The sequence below is a fragment of the Enterococcus sp. FR204 genome (assembly GCF_031143325.1).
GTDB lineage: Bacteria > Bacillota > Bacilli > Lactobacillales > Enterococcaceae > Enterococcus_B > Enterococcus_B faecium.
Map to the genome: position 1 here is coordinate 1 of NZ_JAKZIW010000050.1, position 15,399 is coordinate 15,399.

The 15,399-nt window shown below is 36.5% G+C and carries 19 protein-coding genes; 4 read left to right on the forward strand and 15 right to left on the reverse strand.

What is annotated here, in order from left to right; translation table 11 throughout:
- Positions 1–60: 60 nt before the first annotated feature.
- The 10 genes from RG571_RS10210 to amaP (RG571_RS10255) all read right to left on the reverse strand — a co-directional run bounded on the left by RG571_RS10210 (position 61) and on the right by amaP (RG571_RS10255) (position 9,286).
- Positions 61–1,824 carry a 1-deoxy-D-xylulose-5-phosphate synthase gene (locus tag RG571_RS10210; protein ID WP_308947686.1) on the reverse strand — a complete coding sequence of 588 codons (1,764 nt, stop codon included), beginning with the start codon at positions 1,822–1,824 and terminating at the stop codon, positions 61–63.
- Between the two features lie 220 nt (positions 1,825–2,044).
- A complete protein-coding gene (locus RG571_RS10215) occupies positions 2,045–3,505 on the reverse strand; it encodes a hypothetical protein (protein ID WP_002295937.1) in 1,461 nt (486 codons plus the stop codon).
- Positions 3,506–3,712: 207 nt separating this feature from the next.
- On the reverse strand, positions 3,713–4,639 hold the full coding sequence (glsA, locus tag RG571_RS10220; RefSeq protein ID WP_002339240.1) for a glutaminase A: 927 nt from the start codon (positions 4,637–4,639) through the stop codon (positions 3,713–3,715).
- 22 nt (positions 4,640–4,661) lie between these two features.
- On the reverse strand, positions 4,662–6,089 hold the full coding sequence (locus RG571_RS10225; protein WP_002297463.1) for an amino acid permease: 1,428 nt from the start codon (positions 6,087–6,089) through the stop codon (positions 4,662–4,664).
- Positions 6,090–6,119: 30 nt separating this feature from the next.
- A complete protein-coding gene (locus tag RG571_RS10230; RefSeq protein WP_142976561.1) occupies positions 6,120–7,334 on the reverse strand; it encodes an ammonium transporter in 1,215 nt (404 codons plus the stop codon).
- A gap of 85 nt (positions 7,335–7,419) precedes the next feature.
- A complete protein-coding gene (locus RG571_RS10235; protein ID WP_002295943.1) occupies positions 7,420–7,647 on the reverse strand; it encodes a hypothetical protein in 228 nt (75 codons plus the stop codon).
- Between the two features lie 27 nt (positions 7,648–7,674).
- Complete coding sequence (locus tag RG571_RS10240; protein WP_002290686.1) at positions 7,675–7,917, reverse strand: GlsB/YeaQ/YmgE family stress response membrane protein; 243 nt, start codon at positions 7,915–7,917, stop codon at positions 7,675–7,677.
- A gap of 31 nt (positions 7,918–7,948) precedes the next feature.
- Positions 7,949–8,506, reverse strand: a complete 558-nt coding sequence (locus RG571_RS10245; RefSeq protein WP_002295944.1) for an Asp23/Gls24 family envelope stress response protein — start codon at positions 8,504–8,506, stop codon at positions 7,949–7,951.
- Between the two features lie 12 nt (positions 8,507–8,518).
- Positions 8,519–8,707, reverse strand: coding sequence for a DUF2273 domain-containing protein (locus RG571_RS10250; RefSeq protein ID WP_002339236.1), 189 nt, complete (start codon positions 8,705–8,707; stop codon positions 8,519–8,521).
- A 12-nt stretch (positions 8,708–8,719) separates the two neighbouring features.
- Positions 8,720–9,286: an alkaline shock response membrane anchor protein AmaP gene (gene amaP, locus RG571_RS10255; protein WP_002297459.1), complete on the reverse strand. Its 567-nt coding sequence runs from the start codon at positions 9,284–9,286 to the stop codon at positions 8,720–8,722.
- A 416-nt stretch (positions 9,287–9,702) separates the two neighbouring features.
- Here amaP (RG571_RS10255) and RG571_RS10260 point away from each other — a divergent pair, with 416 nt between their 5' ends.
- The 4 genes from RG571_RS10260 to RG571_RS10275 all read left to right on the forward strand — a co-directional run bounded on the left by RG571_RS10260 (position 9,703) and on the right by RG571_RS10275 (position 12,232).
- Positions 9,703–9,876, forward strand: a complete 174-nt coding sequence (locus RG571_RS10260; RefSeq protein ID WP_002291299.1) for a hypothetical protein — start codon at positions 9,703–9,705, stop codon at positions 9,874–9,876.
- Between the two features lie 639 nt (positions 9,877–10,515).
- The gene (locus RG571_RS10265; protein WP_002295138.1) at positions 10,516–10,989 is read left to right on the forward strand and encodes a DUF2975 domain-containing protein; all 474 of its coding nucleotides are present in this window, start codon (positions 10,516–10,518) and stop codon (positions 10,987–10,989) included.
- An 8-nt stretch (positions 10,990–10,997) separates the two neighbouring features.
- On the forward strand, positions 10,998–11,225 hold the full coding sequence (locus tag RG571_RS10270; protein ID WP_139902871.1) for a helix-turn-helix transcriptional regulator: 228 nt from the start codon (positions 10,998–11,000) through the stop codon (positions 11,223–11,225).
- Between the two features lie 635 nt (positions 11,226–11,860).
- On the forward strand, positions 11,861–12,232 hold the full coding sequence (locus RG571_RS10275; protein ID WP_002339233.1) for a hypothetical protein: 372 nt from the start codon (positions 11,861–11,863) through the stop codon (positions 12,230–12,232).
- A gap of 255 nt (positions 12,233–12,487) precedes the next feature.
- On the opposite strand, the gene RG571_RS10280 is transcribed toward RG571_RS10275, so the two are convergent.
- The 5 genes from RG571_RS10280 to RG571_RS10300 are packed head-to-tail and all read right to left on the reverse strand — an operon-like array spanning position 12,488 to position 15,373.
- On the reverse strand, positions 12,488–12,730 hold the full coding sequence (locus RG571_RS10280) for a GlsB/YeaQ/YmgE family stress response membrane protein (RefSeq protein ID WP_002291278.1): 243 nt from the start codon (positions 12,728–12,730) through the stop codon (positions 12,488–12,490).
- 31 nt (positions 12,731–12,761) lie between these two features.
- Positions 12,762–13,664, reverse strand: coding sequence for an Asp23/Gls24 family envelope stress response protein (locus RG571_RS10285; protein ID WP_002296679.1), 903 nt, complete (start codon positions 13,662–13,664; stop codon positions 12,762–12,764).
- 12 nt (positions 13,665–13,676) lie between these two features.
- Entirely contained in the window at positions 13,677–13,865 is a 189-nt protein-coding gene (locus RG571_RS10290; RefSeq protein ID WP_002291274.1) for a DUF2273 domain-containing protein, read from the reverse strand.
- Positions 13,866–13,878: 13 nt separating this feature from the next.
- Complete coding sequence (gene amaP, locus RG571_RS10295; RefSeq protein WP_002296677.1) at positions 13,879–14,442, reverse strand: alkaline shock response membrane anchor protein AmaP; 564 nt, start codon at positions 14,440–14,442, stop codon at positions 13,879–13,881.
- A 37-nt stretch (positions 14,443–14,479) separates the two neighbouring features.
- Positions 14,480–15,373: an SDR family oxidoreductase gene (locus RG571_RS10300; protein WP_002296675.1), complete on the reverse strand. Its 894-nt coding sequence runs from the start codon at positions 15,371–15,373 to the stop codon at positions 14,480–14,482.
- Positions 15,374–15,399: the final 26 nt, after the last annotated feature.

The following is a 15,399-nucleotide window of genomic DNA, read 5'->3' on the forward strand; positions in this document are numbered from 1 at the left end:
TAATGAAAAAACCATCCAGATACTAGTATAAACAATTATCTGGATGGTGAGTATAATGAATTATTGAATATTCAAGACACGCAGACTATCTTCAACGATTTGTTTTGGTGTTAAATGATAACGTTCATAAAGCTGCCCTACAGGAACGCTATCCGTGAATTCTTTCTCTGCACCAAAATTTAATACGTTCATTGAAGAATCACCATAATAACGACTGATATTTTCGCCAAATCCTCCTGACAAACTACCATCTTCTAATGTGATGACTAATTCATGTGTTTCTTTTAATTTATCTAATGTTTCTACGTCATTTTCTGTGATCGTTCCTGGATTGATCAACGTTGCTTCGATTCCTTTTTTTCTAAAAGCTTTTACTGTTTCTTTTCCTAATTCAAGAAAACCGCCTAAAGCTAAAATTGCTACTTTTCCTCCATTATTTACTGTTTGATAGGCTGGAATACTATAATCATTTGCGATAGCTGTACCATGTTCTACACCATGTGTAGGAATCCGGATTGCTACAGGCTGCGCTGTTTGTTCGAACGCCCAATCTAGCATAGAGATCATATCCTCTTTTGTTGCTGGAGCAAGATAGTTGATGTTCGGGATACTTGATAAGTAAGGAATGTCAAATGTTCCTTGGTGTGTTCGGTCACTAGCTGAGATCGTTCCGCCACCGACTAAAATAATCACTGGATTCTCGTTGATCGCTAAATCATGTGATAATTGATCATATGCCCGTTGCAAGAAAGTACTTGATTGGAAGACGACTGGACGTACTCCCTGAGAAGCCAAAGCAGAAGCGAAAGTGATAGAGTGCTGTTCAGCGATCCCCACGTCAAAATAATGATCTGGATGTTTTTCTTGGAATGTTTTCAGTCCAAAGGCGCCTGGTATCGCTGCATTGACTGCGGCAATAGGAGCTGTATTTGTTTGCATTTTCTTATCCAAATAATCCATGATGATCATATTAAATGTTTCTCCAGAAGTTACCTGCTTTGCCTCCCCGGTGGACAGATCAAATGGTACATGCCAATGATATTTCATTTTATTATCGATTGCCGGCTGATAACCGCGACCTTTTTCCGTATGGACGTGAAGTACAATCGGATGATCAATATCTTTTACTTCTTCAAATAAACGGATCACCGTTTCCAGATCGTTTCCATTATCCACGTAACGATAATCAAATCCCATTGCTTTAAATAGGTTATTGCTGCTTTTACCGTTGGTTTGACGAAGCTCAGCTAAGTTTTTATATAAACTGCCATGGTTCTCATCAATAGACATCTCATTATCGTTTACTAATACGATTAGATTGGATTGTAAAACACCACCATTGTTCAATCCTTCAAAAGCTAAGCCACCACTTAGGGAGCCGTCACCGATAAATGCTACCACATTTCCTGATTCTCTCTTCAGATCTCTCGCTTTAGCTAAACCTGTTGCTAAGCTGATAGATGTAGATGTGTGCCCCACTGTAAAATAGTCATGTTTACTTTCATGTTGGTTGGAATATCCGCTCACTTCACGGTAATGTCCTTTTTCAAAACCATTTTTTCGACCAGTTAAAAGCTTATGACCATAAGACTGATGAGAAACATCCCAAACGATTTTATCCTTTGGTGAATCAAATACATAATGAAACGCAATCGTTAATTCTACTACACCTAGATTCGGACCAACGTGCCCACCTACATCGCTGTCCTTTTGCAAGATTTTTTGGCGCATCTCTTCTGCCAACTGTTTCATTTCCTCAACAGATAATTTTTTGACATCTGCGGGGCTATTGATTGCATCCAATACATGTAATACTGTACTCATAATACATTCTCTCCTCCGTACTATCTTCTTTTAATGAAAATAGATTTGTTACACTTTATCTATTCTACTACTTAGAGTTGACTCTAAGTCAATAGCATTTTAAAAAAATTTCAGAGAAAGCTTGTTATATAAGTAGATCTTCGCACGAATCAGGACTCAAATAAAAACCTTCTACAGACAATTAAAAAGCTTTGTAGAAGGTCTCCTAATTAAGGTCTCATCAAGAAATATGTTTTTTTAATAGGTGAAGTTCCTGAGCAATATGATACAAATGGATGTTTGCACCTTTTAATGAGATTGGATAGATCTTTGTCTTTTCAGTTTCTAATCCATTTTGATAGCTAGCAGCATCGCACAAAACCACTCTTTTTTTCGCACATAGACATTCATCAGGCAATTCTTCTAATGAACGAAATAAAATAGGATTTATTTCAGCGATGCCTTCTTCCGCATACAAATGAAATTGGGTTCGATAAAAAAATTGTTTGACTGAACTTTCTGAAACAACAAAAATTTCTATTTCCTGTCTCCCCGCTTGTTCACTGTTGATCAAAGAAAGACTTTTGACGAATTTTCGAATGAAATTTTCATTCCATCTTAGTTGGATTTGATTTTTCTTTTTCCACTCTTCCAATATTTCTACAATTTTTCCGTACAGAAGTTGTTCTTTTTCTGATAGAAGATAGATCCTTTCCGGTAAAAATACTTGTCCATCTGCCCACAACGTACGGACAAATTGTAAAAAGGATTGCTTGAAAATAAAATTTTCTGCATCGTCGATTTCAGCGATACTAATAATCTGTAAAATCAATTCATTCAGTGATAGGTCATTGAGAACAAAATTTTTATAAACAACTTCGAAATCTTTTCTTAACAGCTCCATGTTCTCATTGGTATAATTTCTACTGTTGAACAAAGAAAAAATATAATAGACATCTTCTTCTTGTAAGTCTAGAATTCCTTTTTGCTCTTCCAATCCTTGACAGACTAATTGAAATAACGGCTTCGTTTCTGCGCTTTTCTTATCTTCTTCTTTCAGTCCAAGGGGAAATGCCTTTCTTCCGATTGCGATCTCTATTCCTCGTATGATAAAGGACTTTTCATCTTCCGAATATCTTCTTTTAAAAAAATGAGTCTCTACATAATCAATCAACTCGTTACAAGCTTCTTCTACATACGGATTTTTATTTTCATAGCCTTCCCAATTGACATAACGTACTAAAGCTAGCAAGATGTTCCGCGAGTCAAATTCTGGGATAATGATTTCTTTATTTTTCAAATAATCATTTTCTTTAAAAAAATCCAATACGATTTTTTTGATTGTATATACTTTGCTCAAAGAAATAAATTCAAGATCAGCCAGTTCTGTACTCGTGAATATACCATTAAAATAATAACTTAAAAACTTTAAAAAATAAGATTGACCGTACAGAAACTGTGTGAGCTCAGAAAGAGCAATACCATGTTTGAATACGAGTTTATACTTATGCTTCTCTCTTACTTGTTCTTTTATACAATATTCTAGACACTCGGCTAGACTTTCTAGATCGTGAAGGATCGTTGGTGTAGTCACCCTTAGAGAAATAGCTGTTTGTTCGATATCTATTTCTTGGAATTCAAATAATTGTTCACACAGATACACTTTTCTAAATATATTTCGCTCGATGTAATTTTCCAGCATTCCTGATACACGCCTCCAGTTTTTCTTATGAGTTTATTTAATCATATCTGTAAATCATATTTTTGTTTCCTTTTTATTTAGAAAAGCCCTTTCAAAAACCAATAAAAAAAGAAACTGGGACAAAAGTCAAACAAGCTCACAATTTCAGCCTCATTGTAGGTAGCTTTGAGCCGTTTGGACTTTTACCCCAGCCTCTTTCAAGAATGGTTATTCAAAGATGTCAGCGTCTAGTTCTTTGACTACATCTTTCAACAATTGGATACCAGCTGCGCTGTTACCATATGGATCTAGTGCCGGGCTGAAGACACCTATGCCGTAACGATTTGGCACAGCTGCCATCAACCCGCCGCCTACACCGCTTTTTGCAGGTACACCAACATGGACGGAAAACTCTCCTGATTCATCATACAAACCAGCAGTTGTCATAATTGATTTGACGATTGTAGCACTTTCTTCAGTAATGATTTGTTTGCCATTCCAAGGAGCAATTCCTTTATTTGCCAGCACAGCAGCTAATTTTGCTATGCCTGTAGCGGTGACATTGAGGGAGCATTGTCTGAAATAAGCATCGAGTATCTCCGGTACGTCTCCTTCGATCATTTGATTACCTTTCATATAGTAAGCAAGAGAGCGATTGATATCACCTGTTCTTGATTCAGAATGATAGATTTCTTCATTCAATGTGATATTAGGATCATCACAGATCTCTTTCATAAATGACAAGATTCGCTCAAATTTTTCATCTGCATCTTTACCGGCAATCAACGAGGTTGTTGCAATCGCTCCTGCATTAACAAAAGGATTCATTGGATGTTTGCGATGATTGATTTCCATATTCATGATAGAATTGAAGGCAAAACCGGTTGGTTCCGTGTTGATTGTTTGAAAGACTTTTTCTATTCCGTTGTCTTTGATTGCTAATAACAATACGGGAACTTTTGACATGCTTTCGATGGCAAAGCGCACATCGGCGTCTCCTCCCTCAATCAGTTGTTTTGTATCCAAATCATAAATCGCCATACCTAATTGTTTGGGATCCACTTCAGCTAATGCTGGAATGTAATCCGCCACTTGTCCTGTTTGATAATAGTGGAAATTTTTTCCAATCAATTGTTCTAATTCTTTTACTTCCATTTGAATAACCAGCTTTCATTTTTTATTTTTCTGCATGCTGGAATTTATGACGGCATGCGTAGATCGTAAATGGAATAACTAAGACGATAAGATAAGAAACAATCAGAATCGTTTCATAAATCCCATGCTGTCCAGCTGCGATACTAGCAGGTGGAACAAATGAGATACAAAAAGCAAAAAGTGAAGTCAAAAGACCTAAACAAGCAACGATTACTTTTACAACTTTTCCGCCTGGAACCTGATAGGCTCTTTCAAGGCTGTCATCTTTAAAAACCAGCTTCAAATAGCCCGCGAAAAACATAAAGTACAACATCAGGTAGATTACAACAGTCAATGACATCGCTGCAAGAAATGAAAGATTATTCCCCCCGCCGCTTAATGTAAAGACGGCTGCCCAGATTGTTGCAACGATCCCATTTGCGATCATCAAATGAGCAGGAACACCGTGTGTGTTTTCTTTTGCAAAATATTCAGGAAGTAATCCTTCTTCTGCTGCTACGTGAAGTGCTTTTGAAGGAGAGGTTACCCAAGAAGCAATTTCTCCGATGACACCTAAACAAACAAGAATCGCAAGAATTTTCGCAATCCATGCAAGATTTGGATCAATGTGTCTTAATAGGAATTCTAACGATTGAATCACCCCTGTATTAAGAGACAAACCATGTTGAGGTACTGTAGTAGCGACGGTCAATCCGCCAAAAGTATCTAAAATGATTGCCAGAATAACCAATACAAACATTGCTAATGGATAATCCTTTTTAGGGTTTTCCATTTCATTTGCATGACTGGCAGATGTTTCTACGCCCATATATGCTAAAATAAAGGAAACAAAAACAACCAGCGTAGGCAATTTCGAAAAATCAGGAATCAATGTTTTCATAGACAGTGTCGTTTGTAGTGGAGCGCCTGAAGCGACATAATGGATCCCTAAGCCAAACAAGACTAATGCTGGCAACAAGATACCAGCTACAAAACCGATCCGAGCAATCAATGAAGTGTATTTGGTTCCTTTTAACTGTGAGAGTAAAATAGCCCAGAAAATAATCAATAGGATTGCCAATTTCAGATATTTATTGTTTTGTATAGCACCAATACCCGTTGCATAGGATAATGCACCAGTTAAGAAATACAGCATGGTCAAGTAGCCAACTGTTATCTCAAACCATTGGAAAAAGATTGCGGCAAAACCGAATCGTTTTCCCAATGTGCGACTGACCCAAGTATAGACACCGCCTTTTTCCCATCCTTTCACCGTTGCCATCTCTGCTGCGCACAATGCCACAGGGATAAACCATAGCAAACCGCCTAATAACAAGAAAAATACTAAGCTGAAGCCTGAGGTCGCGAATGTGGGATATTCATATAATGAAACGACCATTGAGATGGTCATAGCCAAAAAGCCAAAGAACGTTAATTTTTTTGCAGGAATTTTCGTTTTGCTTTGTTGCATGAATCTTCCTCTTTTCTATTTGAATTTGTTTCAATTGAGTTTGTTGCCAAAGAAGAAAAAGTCCAATCCTTCTTCTTGTTCTTCTTTTGTAGTAGTGATCGTTGTAAAGTGCATCGCCGATTTTAAAATCACTGTTGTCAGCACATAGGCATACACGGCAGTAATGATGACACCAATCACTTGAATCCCTAAGAAGTACCAGCTGCTTAGATTCGTTAGTAAATGGCTGTTAGATGCAAAGATCCCTATCAGAATCGTACCTGTGAATCCGCCCATGCCATGAACACCCCACACATCAAGTGCATCATCCCATTGTTTCTTTTTACGAAAATCAACAGCAGCATGACAGACGATACCCGCAATGATCCCAATCAGCATGGCACTTTTTGCTTCTACATAACCGGCACAAGGCGTAATGGCTGCCAATCCAGCAACGGATCCTGTTAGTACGTCGACAAAATCAAAGCCATTTCCTTTTACTTTTGCAATGATCAGCCAAGTAATCATCGCAAATGCAAGAGCGATGAATGTTAAACCAAATGCATTGACTGCTTGTTCATCTGCTCGAAGTGCACCACCGGAATTAAAACCGAACCAGCCAAACCAAAGCAGTCCTGTACCGATAGCAGCTGCCATAAGACTGCTATGCTGACTTCTTTCTCCTAAAGGAATCTTTCTTTGACCAAGTGTGAGGATACATGCTAAAGAGCCGAATCCAGCTGTCGTGTGGATGACTGCTCCACCAGCGAAATCTCTAAATCCCATCTGATCCAAAAATCCGCCGCCCCATATCCAGTGGCAAACAGGAAAATAAATCAGCAGATTCCAAAAAATAACAAGTATAATATAGCCTTTTAAATTCAATCTCCCTGCAAAAGCTCCTGTCATCAAAGGAACGGTAATCACGATAAACATCAGTTGGTAAAGAAAGAACATTAAAAATGGAATCGTTGCACCATGAAACATGTTGGGGAAGCTTGTAACATGTCTCATCAAAAAGAAATCTGCCGGGTTTCCAATAACACCGCCGATATCCCGTCCAAAGGCCAATCCGAATCCACCAAATACCCACATAATCGTTGTTATCCCAACGGAGAGAAAAGATTGAGACATGATCGTTAGTATATTATTCTTCCGTGCTAATCCGCCGTAAAAAAAAGCTAGACCAGGAGTCATCAGACAAACCATTGCTGTACATAAAATCATGAATGCTGTATCTCCTGTATTGATAGGTAATGTATTCATTTTTTTCGCCTCCTTTCTACGATTACGAGTATAAAAGAAGGTGTAGTTGTTTTTTTCTTCTGTTTTTTTGAATTAATACTTGCATTTATAAAAGACAGACAATTAATAAAAGCTTGATGTGTTGTGCTCTTTTTCGTTTTTCACACAAATAAAGACAAAAAATAAACGGTCTTCTTTTTATAGAAAACCGTTTATTTTCGTCTTTTTTTATTTTTAAAGATATTTTTTCATAAGGAATAAAGAATACTTCATATAAAATATATAAAAAAGAACCGCAGCGAGTGTCGCTACGGTTCTCAAATTTGTTCTTCATTTCAACATAAGTTTTTCTTCAATTTGCTTATAATTTACGTGCAAAGAATGAAACGACTAATACTAAAATGATTGCACCGATCAATGATGGAATGATAGCCATTCCTGCAATTGTTGGTCCCCAAGTTCCTAGTAAAGCTTGTCCAATTGCTGAACCTACTAAACCAGCAATGATGTTTGCGATGATCCCCATTGATGATCCTTTATTCGTGATTGCTCCTGCAATTGCTCCAATGATACCGCCGACGATTAATGCCCAAATAAATCCCATTTTAAATTCCTCCTAACTGACTTTTTACTTCTTATTGTACACGTGGTTCGTTATTTTCTTTGACTTTTTGTGCACCTTTGCCTACAGCAGATTTTGCTTTATCTGTTTGGCGTGAAGCAAATTGTCCTGTTGATTTTGCTGCTTCTGTTACTTTGTCTTGTACTGTTTCTTGATCTTTTTGGTATTCTTCTTGTGTTTTGATGTCTGCAACATTCACATTCACTTCGATAACATCTAAATGTGTCATATTGTTTACTTCAGTACTGATCAATTCTTTGATTTGGTTGTAAATATCTTCGATGTCTTTACCGTATTCTACGATCACATCTAGATCCACAGCTACTTGTTTCTTACCTACTTCTGTATTGATACCTGCTGTTACGTTATCTGTGTTGACTAATTTTTCAGCCATATTTGAGAAAAATCCGCCATCTAATGTCAATAGACCATCTACATCTTTCAATGCATAACCGATGATTTTTTGGATGACTTTGTCTTCATAAGTCAATTCACCATTCATCATGCGGTTTTCTCCTTTTTCATTTGCCAAAACTGATCCATTTGTTGTATTCATGTTTTTGTTTTCCATCTTTGTTTCCTCCTATAATTTAAAAAATTGATCAACTATTCCTGACTGTTTCAAATAAAAACCGATTCCTGCGCCAATTGCTGTCATGATTATGATCAACAATGTCTTGAAAAATCCAATCGTTAACCATAAAACAGCTAGCAGTAGTCCAAGACCCCCAAAGATAATAGGGAGCTTGTATGCTGAAAATAGTTCTTTCATTATTTGGCCCTCCTATTCCACTCGAGAGTGCTTGTAGTCTCTTGTATCTTCTTGTTCTTCATAACCGCTGTATGTGACTGCCACTTTGACCGTTTCTTTTGTTCCAAGTACTCTAGTCACTTCTTCTTCGATGTCTTGCATCAATACACCTGTTTTCCCTACTAATGAAGAAGTTCGTTTCAAGTCTCCGTTGACATGGATATGGATTCGATTTTTCGTTGAACGTATCCGTACTTTAGGTGAATGAATGAACTCTTCTTCGTGTAAATGGGAACGTACCAACCCTTCGATCGCTTTTTTGTCGATTGTTAGTTTGCCATCTTCCCGTTTCATAACGAAAGTTCCTCTTGACTTTGGATAGAAAAGAACGACTAGCAAGATGATAATAGCAAGAACGGCAAATACTACAGCTGCCCAGAAAATATATTGTTGCATGTAGTAATTCGTTAAAGTAAAGAAGCGAAATCGTTCCAATTGTTCAGGCATAATATACGGCGCATTGATCAACGCAATCGCTAGAAATACTGAAAGTAGCAGTAAACTCATGATAACACCGATTATTTTTAACCCCTTATTCATTTTCCACCTCCTATAAACTTATTTTTACCCTGTAAATAACTCTACCGACAATCACAGTATAGATAGCGAACAGTTAGCATAGCACCAGTAAATAAAGCGCTACCAAACATTGTTGGATCATAACGGCGTTTTATTGCCAGTCTGATACTGAAATAACAATTGCTTACTTATTCTCTATTTACTTTTGATTGCTGGCTATACTTAAAGGATATTATTCAAGATTAAAAATTGCAAAGATTATGCTCAGTTATTATTACAAGATTCTATTTATTTATTAAATTTTTTCGGAGAATTAAAAAATACAATAAATAACTTTAGTTACTTTAATGCGTTCTTGCTTTATTTTTATATTATCATTTTTCTTATTCACTTCTTTGGTTTATACTATTCTTATAAATAAAAACGAGGTATGTCCTATGATGAAAAGATTGTACTATTCATTGATCATAACGATTGGCTATTTGATTGTATCAAATCTAGGAAATATGGTATTTGGTATCAGTAAAGAATTCAGTTGGACTACTACATTATGGGAATCTCTATTCTTTTTCATCTTCGTATTTTTGTTACAAAATTATCGAAAAAAATAAACATGTGCCATCTATCTGTTGGCACATGTTTTAGGATTTATGGTACTTTTTATTCGGCAATCTATTTTATTTTTCTACTTCTTCTTAATACCTCTAACACTTTTGATTTATAAACTAATCCAATGCATCTACTTGCGCTTATTAAGCTATTTCAGCTAGATAGTACCACCCCATGCGTCAATGCTTGATTTTCCTTTTGTATAACATTGTATAAGCAATAAAGGACAAATAAGTGGTGATTACACCAAACCATTGAATAAGAAAAATTCTGATACGTAAATAAACATGAACTTGAAAAAATTAATGAATCAGTTAGCTACTACGTAGTTGTCTTTTTTCTCATACAGTTCTGTTAACTTACACTTCTCTTCGCTAGATAATAAAAAATCCTCCAACTGTATTGTCCAATATAATCCCAGGCATCTAAACTAGCATTATAGAAGAGACACACATAGAATCTAAAATAACTGGTTTTAAATGTTTCTTACAATCAAAAAAAGCTGTTAAATGCACTCCACACCCTCATACTCTATCATTTTTTATAAACGATATATTTTTATTGTTTTTCGATAAAAAATAGTTGTTTTACAATAATTATTCTGCTATATTTTAGCTATCAAAGATAAAAGAGGGATAAAAATGAAATTTAAAACATTGCTATTAAAATTTGTCGTTTTAGGTATAAGTGCCGTATTTATTTTGTTCGGCGTACTTTTTTACACTCAGATCGCTACAAGCGAAAAAGGATTCAATTTTGATTGGCAGACCACATTATTTGTTTCTGTCATTTACTTTGCCCTTCTCCTAGGGATCGTTATTGCTTATTTCTTATTGAAACTATTGAAAAAAATCGAAGATAACCAAGCTTTTTCCACTCAAAGCTTAAACATACTAAAAAAAATCGAACGAACCATTTTGTTTATTGGTTTCGCTTTTTTTGGCTTACTTCCTAAATTTATGAAAGTAGCGGATTTAGACGATGCTCCAGGTTTGATGTTGGTAGGAATCGCTGTCGTATTCATTCCTTTTGCAGTATACACATTAACAAGCGTGCTGGAAAAACTGCTTGAACATGCGATTTTACTTAAGACAGATCATGATTTGACAGTGTGAGGTGCGACATGGCAATTATCGTTAATTTAGATGTAGTATTAGCTCAAAAAAAAATGAGTGTGACTGAATTGAGTGAGAAAGTGGGCATTACGATGGCAAACATCTCTATTCTAAAAAATGGAAAAGCAAAAGCCATCCGTTTTTCCACTCTCGAAAAAGTCTGCCAAGTTTTGGAGTGTCAACCGGGTGATTTGTTGATCTATAAAAATGACTCGAATACTATACCAGAAGAATAAAATAAAGTAGAACAAACAGTAAATAAAAAATAATCTGAATGATAGATGTGTGAGACTTTTAGAAGTTATTTACGTCTATTATTCAGATTTTTTATTTCGATTGAATACCGTTTTATCTATAAATAAGATATGTACTGACTCATACAAAGGGGGCCTTTTCTTCTCCATGTACTATCACTTTTCCTGATACAACTGGTTTCCTGTTACGTTGTAGTTGGATCTGCTTTTAGTATAATACTTTATTCATTCCACCAGACTGATAGCAGTTTGAGCAGTCTAAATAATCATGTAGTATTACAGGCCATTCTGTTTCATACCTTGAAGTGCTTAAAACTTCAGCTAATGGCCCATTGCGTTAACTCTTACTCCATTCTTTTTTAGTAAACTCCCATATATACTGTAAAGCCTTCTATATATTATGTCATGTTGCTTTTTACCATTTACTATGTAGTTTTGATAAAATAATTTGAATAACAGTGATGGACTATTCTTTTTTATTTTTAACATTATTTTGATAATAATGATTATTTATTTAAAAATACATTAGATAACATTTGTTACGACACGAAAAAGCTTCACAAACAAATATCGTTATTTTAAAATGAGGGCGAACTCACACAATTAGGAGGAATAGTATGCCATTTATTGTTTACTTTTTTCTTTCATTACTCGTGATCTATATTCCATTACCAACATTTTTCCTGCTCGTCAATCGTCTAGCAGAGCAACATGATACGATTGCTGCTCTTACGAAACTTTGTTTACTTCTATTTGTTTGTCTAGATTACTTTACGAGCTATTATTGGCTAAAACAGACAAGAGTAAAAAAGAGATATTATTTCTTCCTTGTCTTTTTCAATCTCTTTGAGTTTCTGATCCATTGCTTTTTACTTCATCAGTATCATACGATCCATTTGTGGATCATCCGGGTTTTCCAAGTGGTCGTATTATTTTGTATGTTCACCTTTCCTATCTCAAGAAAATTTAGGGAGGCATTGTTTTATTAAAGAAGCTTCTCTGTATCAATAAAGACACATTTAAGGAAAAACTTTTAAAAATCTAATTGGGAATTTGCCCGCATAAATAAGAGGCTGTGACAAAAGTCTTGTCACAGCCTCTTATTCCGAATAAACAGTGTTCAAAAGCTTGCATCTTCGATAATAAGCCCAACCAAATGAAAAATATGAGAAGCTATTTTTGTTTGGCTGTTCTTATTACTTGATGAAGAACAGCTTTTTCACGACCTCTTTTTAAAAGTCTTTTTACAGTTTTCGAGCAAAGAATGATACGATTAGTACTAAAATGATGGCACCAATCAATGATGGCACGATTGCCATTCCTGCAATACTTGGTCCCCAAGAACCTAATAATGCTTGACCAAGTGCTGATCCAACTAAACCTGCTACGACATTTGCAATAATCCCCATCGAAGAACCTTTATTCGTGATTGCTCCTGCAATTGCTCCGATAATTCCTCCGACGATAAGTGACCAAATAAATCCCATGTTTCGTTCCTCCTAATGTTTTACTTCCTTATTACTGAACCCGTGGTTCTGTATTTTCTTTTACTTTTTGTGCGCCGCTTCCAGCTGCTGATTTTACTTTATCTGTTTGATTCGAAGCAAATTCACCGGTTTTTTTCGCTGCGTCAGTTACTTTGTCTTGCACCGTTTCTTGATCTTTTTCAAATTCTTCTTTTGTTTTGATGTCCACTACGTTAGCGTTGACTTCGATCACTTCTAAGTGTGTCATATTTTTTACTTCTTTGCCGATTACTTCTTGCATTTCTTCAAAGATTTTTTCGATATCTTTGCCATATTCCACAATGACATCCATATCAACTGCTACTTGTTTTTTACCGACTTCTGTTTCGATCCCAGCCGTTACATTATCTGTATTCACAAGTTTTCCTGCCACATTAGAGAAGAAACCACCGTTTGCAGATAATAAACCGTCTACTTGTTCAATTGCGATTCCGATGATTTTTTGCACAACTTTATCTTCATAATTCAGCTCACCGCGCATTGAATCTTCCTGTTCAGAATCATGCTTTCCTTGGTTATTTGTATGATCAGAACCAAGTTTTCCTTGTCCGTTTGTGTGGTCAGAACTAAGTTTTTCTTGTGCTTTCGCATGGTCAGAAGGATGTTTTTGCTCTTCCACAGGTTTAGAAGGATCGATTGCATCATGTTGTTCTGGAACTTTAGATTCTGGAGTTCCTGGATGATGAGGTGCATGCTTTTCTGCATCATGTTTCTTCTCTTCTACTCCTTGTTGAACGTTAGGGACTACTGGATCTGGATGTGCAGATACTGGTGCTGTTTTGTTCTTTTCATCGTTCACACCATTTGATTGGTTTGGTGTCGTTGGGTCTGGATGTGCAGACACTGGTTTTTGGTTGTTCATTTTATTGTTATTATTTTTGTTATTGTTATTCATGGATGTTTCCTCCTAAGATTTAAAATAGTGATCTAAGATTTTCGTTTGTTTCAGATAAAAACCGATAGCGACGCCGATCGCTGCCATGATCAAGATCAATAAGGTCTTGAAAAAGCCCACGGTGATCCATAAAACGGCTAATATCAATCCAAGTACCCCAAAGATGATAGGGAGCTTGTATGTCGAAAATAGTTCTTTCATTTTTGGTCCCCCCCTATTCTACTCGTTTGCGGTCATTGCTTCGTTTAGCTGGTTCTTCAAAGCCTGTGTATTTCACCGATACTTTCACTGGCTCTTTTGTTCCCAATATGTGTTGTACTTCATTTTCGATTTCTTTCATCAATGTTCCTGTTTTACCAATGAGTGCTGAAGTTCGTTTCAACTCCCCTTTTACATTGACGGCGATCTTGTTTTTCGTTGCTTTGACATTTACTTTTGGTGAATGGATGAATTCATCTTCATGCAAGTGAGAACGAACCATTCCTTCAATTGCTTTTTTATCCAACGTCAACTCCCCATCACCATGTTTCAGTAGAAAGTTTCCGATTGTTTTTGGATAAAACAGGAAAACAAGTAACGTGATAATTGTCAAAATAGCAAATGCAACGGCAAGCCAAAATACATATTGTTGCACGTATGAATTAGTGATGGAAAAGAATCGAAACTTCTCTAGCTGAAAAGGCAATGGATAGGTTGCACTTAATAGTATCGCAAACAAAAGCACAGATAGCAAAAGTAACGTTCCGATCACTCCGATCGTTTTTACACCTTTATTCATTTTCGCACCTCCTCATAGGGGTGAAACGATCAACTTCTTATAAGTTGATCGCTTCTCCACCAGTTACTCCGTAAATTTGGGCTGTAACATAACTTGCTTTATTCGATGCTAAGAAAACATAAACTGGTGCTAATTCTCCTGGCTGACCTGCACGTTCTAGTAAACTTTGCTGACCAAATTCAGGGATCGAATCAGAAGGTTGTCCTTCGTCTAGTTGTAATGGTGTCCAGATTGGACCAGGTGCTACACCATTTACACGGATTCCTTTAGGTGCAAGCTGTTTTGCTAAACCGATCGTAAAGTTAGCGATTGAAGCTTTTGTTGCTGCGTAATCTAATAAATGTTCGCTTGGATTGAATGCTTGAACAGAAGTTGTTGTTACGATTGCTCCTCCTGCTGGGATATGCGGAACAGCTTCTTTCACTAAAGCAAACATAGCGATGATGTTTATCATAAATGTGTCTTTGACTTGCTCAAGTGGTAACTCAGCAATAGACTGACAAGAAATTTGCTGTCCTGCGTTTAGTACCATCGTATCTAGCCCGCCAAGTTCACTCACGGCTTTATCTATGATTTCTTTAGGTGCTTGTTCGTCACGAAGATCAAAAGGTAGTAAGACAATCTTACGTCCTGCATCTTTCACGTATTTTGCTACTTCCTCTGCATCTTTTTCTTCTCCTGGGAAGAATTGAAGAGCGATATCTGCCCCTTCTCTAGCAAATGCAATCGCTGCTGCACGACCGATCCCTGAATCTCCACCAGTGATTAGTACACGGCGGTTTTCTAGTTGATTATTGCCTTCATAGGATTCTTCTCCACAATCAGGAACAGGAATCATATTCTGCTGTAAAGCTGGTGTATCCTGATCTTGTTTAGGAAATTTCTCCGTATGGTACAAGTTTCGCGGGTCGATTAATTTTGGTTCTGTCATTGCTGTATTCCTCCTAGTTTTTAAAT

Excerpts from the sequence above, each read along its gene's own strand:
- RG571_RS10270 (WP_139902871.1), top strand. The coding sequence starts at position 10,998 with ATGGCAATTATCGTTAATTTAGATGTAGTATTAGCTCAAAAAAAAATG.
- RG571_RS10265 (WP_002295138.1), top strand. The coding sequence starts at position 10,516 with ATGAAATTTAAAACATTGCTATTAAAATTTGTCGTTTTAGGTATAAGT.
- RG571_RS10245 (WP_002295944.1), bottom strand. The coding sequence starts at position 8,506 with ATGGAAAACAAAAACATGAATACAACAAATGGATCAGTTTTGGCAAAT.
- RG571_RS10280 (WP_002291278.1), bottom strand. The coding sequence starts at position 12,730 with ATGGGATTTATTTGGTCACTTATCGTCGGAGGAATTATCGGAGCAATT.
- RG571_RS10230 (WP_142976561.1), bottom strand. The coding sequence starts at position 7,334 with ATGAATACATTACCTATCAATACAGGAGATACAGCATTCATGATTTTA.
- RG571_RS10240 (WP_002290686.1), bottom strand. The coding sequence starts at position 7,917 with ATGGGATTTATTTGGGCATTAATCGTCGGCGGTATCATTGGAGCAATT.
- RG571_RS10275 (WP_002339233.1), top strand. The coding sequence starts at position 11,861 with ATGCCATTTATTGTTTACTTTTTTCTTTCATTACTCGTGATCTATATT.
- glsA (WP_002339240.1), bottom strand. The coding sequence starts at position 4,639 with ATGGAAGTAAAAGAATTAGAACAATTGATTGGAAAAAATTTCCACTAT.
- RG571_RS10250 (WP_002339236.1), bottom strand. The coding sequence starts at position 8,707 with ATGAAAGAACTATTTTCAGCATACAAGCTCCCTATTATCTTTGGGGGT.
- RG571_RS10290 (WP_002291274.1), bottom strand. The coding sequence starts at position 13,865 with ATGAAAGAACTATTTTCGACATACAAGCTCCCTATCATCTTTGGGGTA.
- RG571_RS10285 (WP_002296679.1), bottom strand. The coding sequence starts at position 13,664 with ATGAATAACAATAACAAAAATAATAACAATAAAATGAACAACCAAAAA.
- RG571_RS10260 (WP_002291299.1), top strand. The coding sequence starts at position 9,703 with ATGATGAAAAGATTGTACTATTCATTGATCATAACGATTGGCTATTTG.
- RG571_RS10235 (WP_002295943.1), bottom strand. The coding sequence starts at position 7,647 with ATGAAGAACAAATTTGAGAACCGTAGCGACACTCGCTGCGGTTCTTTT.
- amaP (WP_002296677.1), bottom strand. The coding sequence starts at position 14,442 with ATGAATAAAGGTGTAAAAACGATCGGAGTGATCGGAACGTTACTTTTG.
- RG571_RS10215 (WP_002295937.1), bottom strand. The coding sequence starts at position 3,505 with ATGCTGGAAAATTACATCGAGCGAAATATATTTAGAAAAGTGTATCTG.
- RG571_RS10225 (WP_002297463.1), bottom strand. The coding sequence starts at position 6,089 with ATGCAACAAAGCAAAACGAAAATTCCTGCAAAAAAATTAACGTTCTTT.
- RG571_RS10210 (WP_308947686.1), bottom strand. The coding sequence starts at position 1,824 with ATGAGTACAGTATTACATGTATTGGATGCAATCAATAGCCCCGCAGAT.
- amaP (WP_002297459.1), bottom strand. The coding sequence starts at position 9,286 with ATGAATAAGGGGTTAAAAATAATCGGTGTTATCATGAGTTTACTGCTA.
- RG571_RS10300 (WP_002296675.1), bottom strand. The coding sequence starts at position 15,373 with ATGACAGAACCAAAATTAATCGACCCGCGAAACTTGTACCATACGGAG.